At 44.4% G+C, this 14,375-nt stretch carries 10 protein-coding genes; all 10 read left to right on the plus strand.

Annotation, left to right across the window (positions count from 1 at the left end):
- The first annotated feature begins 34 nt into the window (after positions 1-34).
- Positions 35-1,303: a transcription termination factor NusA gene (gene nusA, locus QY318_02655; protein WKZ30725.1), complete on the plus strand. Its 1,269-nt coding sequence runs from the start codon at positions 35-37 to the stop codon at positions 1,301-1,303.
- A gap of 30 nt (positions 1,304-1,333) precedes the next feature.
- On the plus strand, positions 1,334-1,669 hold the full coding sequence (locus QY318_02660; GenBank protein WKZ30726.1) for a YlxR family protein: 336 nt from the start codon (positions 1,334-1,336) through the stop codon (positions 1,667-1,669).
- A gap of 7 nt (positions 1,670-1,676) precedes the next feature.
- The gene (locus QY318_02665) at positions 1,677-3,299 is read left to right on the plus strand and encodes a GTP-binding protein (protein WKZ30727.1); all 1,623 of its coding nucleotides are present in this window, start codon (positions 1,677-1,679) and stop codon (positions 3,297-3,299) included.
- Between the two features lie 128 nt (positions 3,300-3,427).
- Entirely contained in the window at positions 3,428-5,011 is a 1,584-nt protein-coding gene (locus QY318_02670; GenBank protein WKZ30728.1) for a type I restriction-modification system subunit M, read from the plus strand.
- Positions 5,012-5,132: 121 nt separating this feature from the next.
- Entirely contained in the window at positions 5,133-6,356 is a 1,224-nt protein-coding gene (locus QY318_02675) for a restriction endonuclease subunit S (protein WKZ30729.1), read from the plus strand.
- Positions 6,349-6,966 carry a GIY-YIG nuclease family protein gene (locus tag QY318_02680; GenBank protein WKZ30730.1) on the plus strand — a complete coding sequence of 206 codons (618 nt, stop codon included), beginning with the start codon at positions 6,349-6,351 and terminating at the stop codon, positions 6,964-6,966. Before QY318_02675 ends, QY318_02680 begins: the two co-directional genes overlap by 8 nt.
- A complete protein-coding gene (locus tag QY318_02685; GenBank protein WKZ30731.1) occupies positions 6,959-10,009 on the plus strand; it encodes a type I restriction endonuclease subunit R in 3,051 nt (1,016 codons plus the stop codon). Before QY318_02680 ends, QY318_02685 begins: the two co-directional genes overlap by 8 nt.
- Before the next feature lie 167 nt (positions 10,010-10,176).
- Positions 10,177-11,337 (plus strand): hypothetical protein, encoded by a 1,161-nt coding sequence (locus QY318_02690; protein ID WKZ30732.1) that lies wholly within the window; start codon positions 10,177-10,179, stop codon positions 11,335-11,337.
- A 186-nt stretch (positions 11,338-11,523) separates the two neighbouring features.
- Entirely contained in the window at positions 11,524-11,787 is a 264-nt protein-coding gene (rpsO, locus tag QY318_02695; GenBank protein WKZ30733.1) for a 30S ribosomal protein S15, read from the plus strand.
- Between the two features lie 238 nt (positions 11,788-12,025).
- Positions 12,026-14,305, plus strand: a complete 2,280-nt coding sequence (locus QY318_02700; protein WKZ30734.1) for a polyribonucleotide nucleotidyltransferase — start codon at positions 12,026-12,028, stop codon at positions 14,303-14,305.
- Positions 14,306-14,375: the final 70 nt, after the last annotated feature.

Here is a 14,375-nt window from a genome sequence, read left to right on the forward strand (position 1 = left end):
TTCCGACAGAAATAAATTTTACATTTCATTAAAAATGGCTTTAGTATCAGAATTCTTAGCTGCAATAAATCAGATCGCATCAGAGCGAGGCATCGACCCTGAAGAGGTATTTCAGGCTCTTGAGGCTGCTGTCGCCGCTGCATACCGCAAGGAGTACGGTGGAACAGAAGAGAGCGTCAGAGTTGAATTAGACCGCGACGATGGGAAATTTAAGGTGATCGCCAACAAAGAGGTTGTGGCCAAAGTTGAAGATGAGTTCACACAGATCTCGCTCAAGCAGGCAAAAGCAATCGAGGATTCACTCGAGATTGGTGACTCGGTTGAGATCGAGCAGGAGGTAGAAGACTTCGGCCGAATCGCAGCCCAGACAGCCAAGCAGGTTATCATGCAGAAAGTACGTGACTCTGAGAAAGAGGCAGTGCTTGCAGAATATAGCGGCAAGGTTGGCGAAGTATTCGCTGCCATGATGCAGCGAATGCAGTATGGCGACGCAGTTTTTGAAATCGGCAAAGCGATGGCATTCATGCCACCAGAAGAGCAGATCTCTAGCGAATTTTACAGAATCGGTGAGAGATACAAGGTATTGCTCAAAGATATTGCAGATACACCAAAAGGGAAGACATTGATTGTGTCAAGGAGTGCCCCTAACTTCCTGATTGAGCTTTTCAAGATGGAGGTTCCTGAAATTGAATCTGGCGTTGTTGAAGTTAAAGCATGTGCACGTGAAGCAGGCTCAAGGAGCAAGATGGCTGTCACATCACACCAGGAAGGTGTTGATCCAATCGGTTCATGTGTAGGTCAGCGAGGTGTAAGAATCGCTAACGTTATGGCCGAACTTGGTGATGAGAAGATCGATATCATCGAGTGGCGCGAAGAGCTTTCTGAATTTGTAGAGAAGGCACTTAGCCCAGCACAGGTGATCTCAGTCGAAATCAATGGCGACCTGGCAATTGTAAAGGTTGAAGAGGATCAGCTCTCACTGGCAATCGGTAAAGATGGTCAGAATGTAAGGCTTGCAGCCAAATTGACCGGTATGAAGATCGATATCCAGGGCCCCGACGGGAAACTAGAGCGAAGGCCAAAGGGTGAAGTGAAAACCGATGATTCTGCAGCAGCAGATGATGCAGTCGCTGATGATAGCGCAACTACAGATGGGTCAGCTTTGGACGCAGCACTCGTTAAGAAATTAGAAAAGGCTGGAAAGACAGCAGATGATGTTAAGGGTTGGAGCGTTGAGCAGTTAATGGAGCTTGATGGAATTGGTAAGGCAACAGCAGAGAAGATCAACAAGGCTTTGAACTAAGAAGGCGGATAAACTTAACGGAGCTACTACGTGAAAAAGGACCACGTTCCGATGAGAACCTGTATCGTTACGCGCGAGAAGGCTCCGAAAAGTGAGTTGATGCGGATTGTGGATAATGGTACGGTAATGCTCGACACAACCGGAAAGGTGCGCGGCCGAGGTGCAAGTATGAAGAAAGACATCGATGTTTTTAACCTTGCGCTCGACAAAAACCATCTGGAGCGGGCTTTTAAGAGGAAGATCCACAAAGAAGAGAAAGAGAATCTGCGTGTAGAAGTTGAGAAATATCTGAGCAGGGAGAAACTACAGCCGGTTGAGGGGAAGCTGTCGGTAAGGGTGCAAGGGGAAAAAGTTAAGTTGAACTAAGACAGCAGTGGCCAAAGCAAAGAAAACAGCAGAAGTTAAAGAAGTTCGAATCCCGATTGTTACAATTCTGGGCCATGTTGACCATGGTAAGACCTCTCTTCTCGACAAAATCCGCGAAAGCAATGTACAGGCTGGTGAAGCCGGCGGCATCACACAGAAAGTGTCGGTATTTACCGTAGCAATCAATCAGAAAGATGAAAACGGCGCAAATAAGCAGATTACATTCATCGATACCCCAGGCCACGAGGCATTCGACTTGATGCGCTCTCGAGGTGGTCAGATCGCCGATGTAGTGTTGCTGATCGTAGCTGCAGATGATGGTCTCAAGCCACAAACTGAAGAGTCGATCGAAATTATCAAAGCATCAAAATCTCACCCGATCGTTGTAATCACCAAAGTCGACCTTCCTGATATCAATCTGGACAAGATCAAGCGCGAACTAAGCGTTAAAGGGATCATGGTAGAAGGAATGGGTGGAGATGTGCCTGTTGTAGAGGTATCTGCAAAAGATGGAACTGGAATAGACACACTTCTCGACACAATCAGCCTTGTAATTGATGTGCACAACTATATCGACCGAGCCGAGCTTCCAACAGGAGCTATTGGCAAGGCTTTCGTATTGGAATCAATCAAAGATGTGTCGAAGGGCAATGTCTCAACAGTAGTTATGCTTCAAGGAGATGCTTCAACAGGGAAATTCGTCGCATATGAGAAAGATGGCAACACTGTAGTAGAACGTATCAAGGGCTTCCTCTCTGAGGAGGGTGATAATGTTGATGCACTTAACACAGGCTCAGGAGGTAAGATCCTCGGCCTATCCAATCTGGTATCGCTCGGTTCAGAGATTTTCATAGTAGCTGATAATGACGCAAAAGTGGCAAAAGAGATTGTCGCCTCGAACAGGAAGATTGTTGCCGAAGAAGAAGCAGTAGTGCAGGCTGAAGGTGGCGAGGCCGATGATGAGGCAGCAGTGCTCCTCTCGCAGATGTTTGGTGCAGCCACAACTACTGAGAATGAAGAAGAGGGTGGCAAGCTAAATGTGCTACTGAAATGCGGTTCAGAGGGTGCTCTCGAGGCAGTCCGATCCAACCTTCTATCAGTCGATATTGAAGGATATAGCGTAAATATTGTGCTAGCAGGCGTTGGAGATATTACTCAAAGCGACATCGAGAAAGCCGCCGTGACCAAAGCAATTGTGCTTGGTTTTGAGGTGCAGGTTGATACCCGCGCAGAGGCAGAAGCTAAGAAAAGCAAGGTGCTCGTCCGCACATATGACATCGTGTATAAGCTGCTGGAAGAGATTACCGATGCGTTGACATCAATGGCTACACCAAAAGAATCCGAAGAGGAGCTTGGTGAAGCCGAGATTCGCCAGATTTTCACATTGACTGATGGCTCACAGATCCTTGGTGGTCGTGTAACTAAGGGACTAATCAAGCGTGGTGAGCGCTGCTATGTTGTCCGTGGCGACGATATTATTGTTGAGGGGAAGATTGTATCGTTGAGGCAGGGTAAGAATGCTGTGAATGAGGCACCTAAGGGTGCGGATTTTGGTGCTGGCATCGATCCGAAGTCGGATGATGTGAAAGAGGGGGATGTGATTTATTGTTTCAAGGTGAATAAGAATTAGAGAACAGTTAGTTACATTGGCAATTCATATGGCGATCATATATTTGCTGTCCAAGCTCCCGCTGAGGCTATATAATCGCTTGTAGACTTTACCGCTGATGCGGGATCTAATCCATAATAAGGGGATATATGGCGAGCAACCACAAAACAGACACTACCAAAGAGCAAGAACGAGCAGAGTTGCATAGAGCGATCTGGCAGATTGCCAATGATTTGCGTGGTAGTGTCGATGGGTGGGATTTCAAGTCATATGTGCTAGGTATCCTTTTCTACCGGTTCATCAGCGAGAATCTAACAAACTATATCAACTCCGATGAACGGAGATCTAGTAAAGAAGATTTTGATTATGCAAAATTGTCAGATGAAGAGGCAGAGTTTGGCAGGGCCGATACAATTACGGAGAAGGGTTTCTATATACTGCCTAGCGAGCTCTTTGTAAATGTGTGCAGAAATGCCAGAAATGATTCTAATCTCAACGAAACTCTATCGAGAGTATTCAACAATATCGAAAACTCCGCAAAGGGAGCTGTTAGTGAGGATGATCTAAAGGGTTTGTTTGATGATCTGGATGTTAACTCCAACAAGCTGGGTAATACAGTTGAGAAACGTAATCAGAAGTTGGTTAAGCTCTTGGAAGCCGTAGGCAATCTCCAGCTTGGTAACTATGCTGATAATACTATCGATGCATTTGGTGACGCCTATGAGTATCTAATGATGATGTACGCCTCCAACGCAGGTAAATCTGGAGGTGAATTCTACACCCCTCAAGAGGTAAGCGAACTATTGGCTGAAATAACTACTGTGGGCAAGAAAGAGGTCAACAAAGTTTACGATCCAGCCTGCGGTTCCGGCTCGCTTCTGCTTAAATTTGCCAAGGTTTTGGGAAGAGAGAATGTGCGGCAGGGTTTTTTTGGTCAAGAGATCAATCTCACCACTTACAACTTATGTCGCATAAATATGTTCTTACACGACATTAACTACAACAATTTTGATGTCGCTCTTGGTGACACACTGAAAGATCCTAAGCATTGGGATGATGAACCATTCGATGCAATAGTCTCCAATCCGCCCTATTCTATTAAATGGGAAGGAGACGCTAACCCACTTCTTATCAATGACTCTCGTTTCTCACCTGCAGGTGTATTAGCACCGAAGAGCAAGGCAGACTTAGCATTTACAATGCATATGCTTTCCTGGCTCTCTACTAGTGGGACAGCAGCTATTGTTGAATTCCCAGGAGTCTTATATCGCGGGGGAGCAGAGCAAAAAATTAGAAAATATCTCATCGATAACAACTATGTAGACGCAGTTATCCAATTACCTCCAGATCTATTTTTTGGCACCACAATTGCTACCTGTGTCATAGTGCTAAAGAAGAGTAAGCAAGACAATAAGACTATCTTTATCGACGCCTCAAAGGAGTTTGTCAGGAATGGCAACAAGAATAAGCTGACAGAAGCTAATCGCAAGAAGATCCTCGATGCTTTTAAAAACCGCACAGATGTTGATTATTTTTCTAAGCTGGTAGACAACAAAGATATTGCTGAGAATGGCTACAAAATTGCTGTATCTAGCTATGTTGTAGCCGAGGATACTCGTGAAGTGATAGATATCACCGAGCTAAATAGCAAAATCAGCCAGATAGTTGCTAGGCAGAGTGAGCTGCGAAAGGCAATAGATGAGATTGTTTCTGATATTGAAGGGGGGGAATAGTATGGGAAAAATGCACGATCCATTTTCTGGGTTTCTGGGAACAACTAAACAACCCGGATTTTAAAGTACACGAATTCGTGTACTTTAAAGATAGTGATAGTTATGAGGAGTAAAAAGTGTTATGTCAAAGGATAAAAGCAGAATTGAAAAACTTATCGAAGAGCTCTGTCCTGAGGGGGTAGAGTTTAAAGAATTAGCTGAAATCTTTTCGATGAAAAATGGGTATACCCCATCGAAATCCAAACCAGAATATTGGAAAGATGGGGCAATACCTTGGTTTCGCATGGAAGATATTCGAGCGAATGGGCGCATTCTTAATGACTCTATACAGCACATCGCAGAAATTGCTGTGAAAGGGGGCAAACTTTTTCCAGCTCATTCAATCCTAGTCGCAACTTCGGCTACGATTGGTGAGCATGCACTGATCACTGTTAAACATCTTTCGAATCAGAGGTTCACTTCTCTTAGTCTTAAATCGGAGTATGTAGATCAACTAGACATGAAGTTTGCACATTACTATTGCTATGTACTTGATGAATGGTGCAGGAATAATGTTACTACATCAAGTTTCGCCTCTGTTGATATGAACGGCTTTAGGAAATTCAAAATCCCCATCCCTCCTCTCGAAGTCCAGGAAGAAATTGTCAAAATCCTAGATAATTTTACAGAGCTGGAGGCAGAGCTGGAGGCAGAGCTGGAGGCAAGGAAGAAGCAGTATGAGTACTACCGTTCAAGGTTGATTGGATTTGATAAGTATTTGAGGTGGGTCACATTGAGTGAATTAGGGCAATTTAAATACGGGTTTACGGAGAAAGCAAAAGATTCTGGGAGTGCAAGATTCATACGCATTACAGATATCGGAGATAATGGACACATAAGAGATCAGGATATTAAGTATGTAGATATTACAGACCGTAACAAGGACTATCTTTTAACAGAAAATGATTTACTAATGGCGAGAACTGGTGCGACCTTTGGTAAGACCCTTCTAGTAAAAGCTGAGCAACCCTCTATCTACGCATCATTCTTGATTAAGATCGATCTCGATAATTCAAAAATATTGAATCAGTTTTATTGGCACTTTACAAAAACAAGAGAATATTGGAATCAAGTTAACAATCTCGCTTCTGCAGGTGGACAACCACAATTTAACGCAAATGCATTAAAGAAAATCAGAGTTCCAATTCCTGAGATCTCTGAGCAAAAAGACATAGTAGCCATCCTAGACAAATTCGACGCCCTCGTGAACGACATCACCATCGGACTCCCTGCCGAACTCAAAGCCCGACGACAACAGTATGAATACTATCGAGATAAACTACTAACATTCAAAGAATATGTCTGATCGTAACGAGATTATTTACATATTAACAAACGAGGCGATGCCTGGATATATCAAAATTGGATTTACTCATGGCATTCTTGAGGACAGATTACGTCAGCTTGACACCACTAGCATGCCTCTGCCTTTTGAGATTTATTACGCTTGTGAAGTAGAGAATGCAAAGAAGGATGAACAATGGATGCACGAGATCTTCGGTGATAAGCGTGTACGAGACAGACGAGAGTTCTTCAAGATGGATCCAGAACGTGCAGTTGTAGCTTTGCAAAGGATACAGGTGAGAGAAATTGGAATCTATGCAAGCATTGCGACCCCCGCCCAGCAAAAAGAAATCGCTCAAAAGAAAAGGAACCGTTCCCGCTTTGATTTCAAAAAATACGGTATAGCTGTTGGTACAGAGATCTATTTTTCCCGCGATGGTAATATAAAGGCGAAGGTGCTTGGGAAGAACAAGATCGAATTGAAAGGAATCGAAACAAGCCTTTCTAAATCAGCAGAACAATTACTAGGATTTGGACCTGTAGCAGGTACTTTATACTGGATGTACGAAGACGAAACCCTTGATGAGCGCCGCCGTCGTATGGATAGCGAAAATAACGAAAAATATGAATAACAAGAGATACAACATGGTTACCCAAAGTGCAGAAAGCACGGTGGTGTCCGAATATACTCGTGAAGCCAACATGCTGAGAGATGCAGGATATCAAAGTGAGGCGGAGCTAGAACGAGCATTTATCCAGCAGCTACAATCACAAGCATATGAGTATATCTCAATTAGGACTGAGGCAGATCTGCTTGCCAACCTGCGGCACCAACTCGAAAAGCTGAACGAATATACTTTCACAGATGCTGAGTGGGATAGATTTTTCACAAGCGCTCTCGCCAACCCTAATCAGAGCATTGTAGAGAAAACAGTCACAATCCAGGAAGATTACATTAAGAATCTTACTCGTGATGATGGCTCGACCAAGAACATCTACCTACTCAAAAAAGATACTATCCACGATAACAATCTCCAGGTCATCAATCAGTATGCAACTGATGATGGCCTCCGTTCTAACCGTTACGACGTCACGATTCTGGTCAATGGTCTCCCACTGGTTCATATCGAGCTTAAACGTCGCGGAGTTCCAATACAGGAGGCTTTTAATCAGATCAATCGCTATGATCGTGAAAGCTTCTGGGCCGCCTCTGGCCTTTTTGAATATGTACAGATATTTGTAATATCAAATGGCACCCATACCAAGTATTACAGCAACACAACCCGTGCTACTCATATCAAGGAAAATGGTGAAGGATCAGTTAAGCGAGGTAAACGGACCAGTAATAGCTTTGAATTTACCAGCTGGTGGGCAGATGCAACAAATAGGCCGATTACTGATCTAGAGGATTTTGCGAAAACATTTTTTGCCAAACATACGATTCTCAATATCCTCACCCGATACTGTATCTTTACCACCGATCGCCTTCTTCTCGTTATGCGCCCTTACCAGATTGTGGCTACTGAGAGAATCATAAACCGTGTCGAAGTAAGTACTAACTATAAGAAGACCGGCGGTGTGGAGGCCGGCGGCTATATCTGGCATACAACCGGATCTGGTAAGACATTAACCAGTTTCAAAACTGCTCAATTGGTAAGCAAAATGGCTGATGTAGATAAGGTTGTTTTTGTAGTAGATCGTAAAGATCTGGATATCCAGACAATGCAGGAGTATGACAAGTTTGAAAAGGGCGCTGTGAATAGTAATACCAGTACGGCTATTCTCACCAGACAGCTTAGCGATCCGAACGCTCGAATAATCGTCACAACAATTCAGAAGCTTGATCGCTTTATTAGCCGAAACGAAGGGCACACCATTTTTAATGGGCATGTAGTGCTGATCTTTGATGAATGCCATCGCTCTCAATTTGGCGAGATGCATGCTGCTATTACAAAAGCATTTAACAATTATCACATCTTCGGTTTTACAGGGACACCGATTTTTGCGATTAATGCATCTTCAGGCGGACGTCCAGATCTTAGGACCACAGAGCAGGCTTTTGGGGAGAAGCTTCACACATATACTATTGTTGACGCTATTGCTGACAAAAATGTCCTGCCATTCAAAGTTGACTATATATCAACTATCAAGGAGGCAGAAGACATTGAAGATAAGAAAGTCAGCGATATTGATCGAGAAGCAGTACTTTCAGCTCCAGAGCGTATTGCAAATATTGTCACTTATATTCGCGAGCACTTTGACCAGAAAACTAAAAGAAATAGCAGTTATAAGGTCAAAGATCGCAGATTGGCCGGCTTTAATTCGATCTTCGCAGTTTCTTCCATAGATGTGGCTAAGAAGTATTATGCTGAATTTAAAAAGCAGCTCGCTGACCTACCTAGCGACAAACAGCTAAAAATTGCAACCATCTACAGCTTCGGAGTGAATGATGAGGATGCTGATGGCATGATTGATGAGAACTCAGAGGATACAGCAGGACTCGATGCAAACTCTCGAGATTTCCTGGATAACGCAATTGTCGACTACAATCGAATGTTCGGCACCTCCTTTGATACCTCGTCTGACAAATTCCAGAACTACTACAAGGATGTGAGCAAACGAGTCAAAGATCGTGAAATCGATCTATTGATCGTAGTCAATATGTTCCTTACCGGCTTTGATGCCACCACACTTAATACTCTTTGGGTAGATAAAAATCTGCGTTTACACGGATTATTACAAGCCTACTCTCGCACGAACCGCATCTTAAATAGCGTTAAAACATTTGGGAATATAGTCTGTTTCCGCAACCTTGAAAAAGCCACCAATGAGTCGATAGCCCTGTTTGGTGACAAGGAAGCTAGTGGTATTGTTCTGTTGAAGGCCTATGGCGACTACTATCACGGATATAGAGATGATGAGAAAGAGGTTCGAGGCTACGAGAGCTTAGTTAAGGAGCTCTTAGAACGATTCCCAGTCGGAGAGCGAATTTTGGGTGAGCAGAATCAAATGGATTTTGTAAAGCTGTACGGTGCAATTTTACGTGTACGCAATATCCTGACAACATTCGACGAGTTTTCAGGCAATGAGATTCTGTCCGAACGAGATATCCAGGATTATCATAGCGCCTACATCGATATCTATAATGAGTTCCGTAAAGGTGTGGAAGTCGAAAAGGAGAATGTAAACGAAGACCTGCTGTTTGAGATGGAACTTATCAAGCAGGTGGATATTAACATCGATTACATCCTAGGTCTGATAAAGATCTATCATGAGGGTCATACTGAAAACAAGGAGCTGCTTCTTGATATCAATAAAGCAATAGATTCAAGTGTTGAACTACGCAACAAGAAAGACCTGATCAACCAGTTTATCTCATCGCTCGATATACACTCTGTGGTTGATGATGATTGGAAGGAATTTGTTGAAGGTAAGAAGGCTGAAGAACTCGAAACCATAATCAAGGTCGAGGGCTTGGATCGCGATGCCACTTATGCTTTTATCAAGAATGCATTTCGCGATGGGTCTGTGACAACAACAGGTACCTCAATTACAAGGATTCTACCTCCGGTTTCTCGATTCTCACCAACTGGTGAGCGTACCAAGAAACGGGAGAGTGTAATTGAAAAACTCACAGAATTCTTTGATAAGTTCTTCACGATTTCGAGTGAGTAAAGGTTCAACTGAATCTATAGATTTGGACGTAGTAGCTAGATCGATGAATTGCAACCCTCTCTCTTAGGCGACTGATGAGCTATCCTTCCCACCTCCCCTCATCCCTCATTTTAGTCTATAATAGACTATCCACTGTCCCATATACATTACCTATAAACCATCAAACAATGAGCGGTGAAGAATTCATTTCACAAATAAAGAAAGCCAAGAAAATTGCCCTTTGCGTGGACGAATTAACCGAAATGGACCATGTATATTTCGTCGTCGCGCTTGATAAACTTGCCAAACAGCTCGATACCAAGATTGACCTAATTCATCTTAATGAAATCAGACCTGAATTTAAGAAGAAGCTCGAGGAAAATTCAGTTTCATTCGCCTCCGACCCGAAGCCTCTAAGCTATGTAATTAGCATCGACTACTCCAAAACAGGAATTGAGAAAATTACATACGACCCAGACGAGAAAGAAGGAAAGCTGAAGTTTTTCATCATCCCAACCGACGGACAGTTTGATTTTGATAATGTGGAGTACTCGACCGAGGGTAGCAACTACGACCTCACAATGACCATGAAGATTACAAGCTTCAAGGACATGGGTCGTGTTTACGAGAAGAATGGCTATATTTTCAAAGATAATAAAGTAATCTCATTTGCACAGGGGATTGATTCGCTCGGCGATATGTTTATCGGCGTTGATGAGTCGGGCTACTCGGTCAAATTGTATGAATTAGTCAAAGATACAGCAGATCAGGAAGTGCTCAGCACAATTGTCACAGGCGTAATTGAAGAGAGTGCGATAGCCGAAGGCGGAGCCAACTTCAATGTATGGATGCTACTTGGTGATGCTGCCGGTCGAAATATCAATGTGAATAACCTGATGCAGAAAGCCTACTATCAGAAAGATCCTTCACTTCTCGATGTGTATCGAAAGCAGATGTTTAATGTCGAGAATGATGATGATAACCGTGTGGTGTGGTCGATATTGGATAGCAACGACCTGGGAGAGCTTACGGTGTCTCAGACTCAGGAACTGCTCAAGGGGCGCCTCATCTTCAATGTCTCGAGCCAATACGATATTGCTTTCGCAGTGTATGAATTTACCAAGGATCGACTCAGTGTAGTGGTTGAATCAAATGCAACCGAGAAGTACTCAGCCGAGAAGATCGCCAAGGTGTTTGGTGGCGATGGCACAGCGGCGCATGCGCAATTTGTGGTTGAGGATATGCCTCCAAGTCAATTCAAGGATAGGTTCGCGAAAGTGGTAGAAGACCTGTACCAGATACGGTTTGGTGCGAAGCGGATTGAGGCAGTGCCTCAGGTACAGGGATAATCGCGGGTGTCGGCGAGCAGCTATCTGTTGGCAGCGAGAGCCGATGGACCCCCGGAGTAGCCTATAATTATTGACAAAAGCTGATTTCTAGGGTATATTTTCTACGTTAATCTGTCCAATGATGAAATCTCATCTAAAGCACTGCTATTGTGCTATGTGCGAAATTTATGTTAGATTATAAGGAATATGTCACTTACCAGAGACGAGAAAAACCAGATTATTGCTAAGTATGCCCTCCACGAGGGTGACTCTGGTTCACCTGAAGTTCAGATTGCGCTCCTGAGCGAGAAGATCAACAAATTGAGCGAGCACCTAAAAGATCACAAGAAAGATAACCATTCACGACGAGGATTGCTTCAGATGGTAGGTAAGCGCAGAAGGCTTATTGAGTATCTTAAGACATCCGATCCTGAGAGATATACAAAAATTGCGAAGGAACTAAAGCTCTAACAAGGGCTTTTTTACACTTCCCTTTATAACTTCCACCAAAGATGCACCCGCCAACCTATAATGCGTGGCATTTCACGGCTCATCAAGTAAAATTAATGAGCAAGTATAATGCGGGATTTATTAAACGATGAGCCTTTGTGAGCTACACTCTGGTTGCTCGGTTAATGAAAAGTGCGTGATCTACGCGTTATAGGTTAGCGGGGGCGGTAAAGATTAATTTATTCAAAATATTATTTAAATGTTTGACGAGAAGAAATACGAATTTCAGATTGAGGGTGTAAACTGCTCATTCTCGACAGGGCTGCTAGCACGAAAGTCGCAGTCCGCAGTATTTGCCAAGATGGGCGATACTTCAATTTTAGCAACTGTAAACGTTGGCGAGGCCAAGACAGATGCAGACTTTTTCCCAATGAGCGTTGAGTACATGGAGAAAATGTACGCAGCAGGCAAGATTTCTGGCTCACGATTTGTGAAGCGAGAGAGATTCCCTACAGATGACGCGATCCTGAAGGCAAGAATGATCGACCGCACGGTTCGATCACGATTTCCTAAGGGTTATCGAAACGAAGTAAGCATCATTGTAAAGGTGCTTTCTTACGATCCTATGTACGATCCACTTATCTTGGGCATCAACGCCGTATCTGCAGCACTCTTGATCTCACCAGCTCCTATTGATGAGCCAGTTTCGGGAGTACGCGTTGGATATGTTGATGGTCAATTTACAGCATTTAACAGCAATACCGACCGAGATGACCTCGGAACCTCAACATTAAACCTCGTAGTAGGTGGTGATGGTGAGACATTCACCAACATCGACTCAAATGCATATGAGCTACCTGAAGATACAATGATCGATGCAATGAAGCACGGTTTGGAGCTGATGAAGCCATGGATTGAGGCACAGAACAAGTTCGTAGAGATGGTTGGTGAAGTTAAGAAGGCTGAATATGAGTCATTTGACTTGCCAGAAGCACTCGTAGAGAAAGCTATGGCAGTATATGGCAAAGAGATCGATGCTCTACTTGCCGATCGTGCATATGATAAGGGCGGTCCAAAAGAGCTTATGGAGAGGATGTTTGAAGAGTTCTCTGGCGAGTACTCGAAGCGACAGGTCACAGAGACCTACTTCGAGCTTGCTAAGAAGCTTACTCGAAAGGTTGTCTTGGAAACAGGCAAGCGAGTAGATGGTCGAGCATTGGACGAGATCCGACCACTCGATACACAGGTAGGACTCTTGCCACGAACTCATGGTACAGGATTGTTCTCAAGAGGTATGACACAGGTGCTAACAGTTGCAACTCTTGGTAGCTCACGAAGTCAGATGATCGTTGACGACATGACTGGTGAGGACAGCCGCAGATATATGCACTACTATGTTGAAGCACCTTACGTTTTCGGTGAAGCCGGGCGTGTGAACTATATGCCTGGTCGACGTGAGGTTGGTCATGGTGCATTGGCTGAGAAGGCTCTGTTCCCAGTGCTTCCATCGATGGAAGAGTTCCCATACACGATTATCCTCATGAGCGAGATCATGTCTGAAGAGGGCTCGAGCTCAATGGGCTCAACATGTGGATCGACACTTGCCCTGATGGATGCAGGCGTACCTATCAAGAAGCCTGTCGCAGGTGTCGCAGTCGGCGTTATGTTCGACGAGGAAACTCCAGAAAAATTCGTCACACTGGTAGATATCCAGGGTGTAGAAGACTTCTATGGCTACATGGACTTCAAAGTAACAGGTACAGTTGATGGTGTAACTGCGGTGCAGATGGATACCAAGGCTAAGGGTCTCCCAATCGAGGTATTTGAGAAAGCAATTGCCGACTCAAAAGCAGCACGATTGAAGATTCTTGATCAGATTAACAGCGCAATCTCAGCTCCTAGAGAGCAGCTTTCTGAATTCGCACCTAAAGTTGAAGTGGTAAAGATCCCTGTAGCCAAGATCGGTGAATTGATCGGCCCAGGTGGCAAGAATATCAAGAAGATCGGTGAAGATACCGGCGCAGAGATCGACATTGAAGAGGATGGTACAGTAAACATCTTCGCTATGGATGCAGAATCACTGGCCAAGGCTAAAGCAGCTGTTGAGCCATTTGCATTCGTACCTGAAGTAGGGAAAACCTACATGGGTCTCGTAGAGAAATTGGCAGACTTCGGAGCATTTGTAGAGCTAGTACCAGGAGTAACCGGGTTGGTACATGTATCCGAGATGTCAGACAAGTATGTACGCGACGCAGGCGACTTCGTAAAAGAGGGCGAGCAGGTCGAAGTGCTTGTACTCGGCGTTGAAGATAATGGCAAGATCAAGCTTACAATGAAGGGCCTCGAGAGCAACAAAGATCGTGGTCCAGCAGATGATGGCAGTGGCGATAGTGGCAGTGACCGAGATGGTCGCGGCGGAGATCGCGGAGGCCGAGGCGGATATGGTGGGTCACGTGGTGGCTCAGATAGACGTGGAGGTCGAGGCCGTGGCGGATATGGCGACCGAGATGGTGGCCGTAGGGATTACAATAGGTATTAGGCTGAGTGGTTGAGGTACGTGGGGATGGTAAGGGGCCAAGCTTAAGATTCGAAGAGACACCGGTGTATAA

The sequence above is a fragment of the Candidatus Dojkabacteria bacterium genome, from assembly GCA_030583845.1.
Taxonomy (GTDB): domain Bacteria; phylum Patescibacteriota; class Dojkabacteria; order SC72; family JAHDCA01.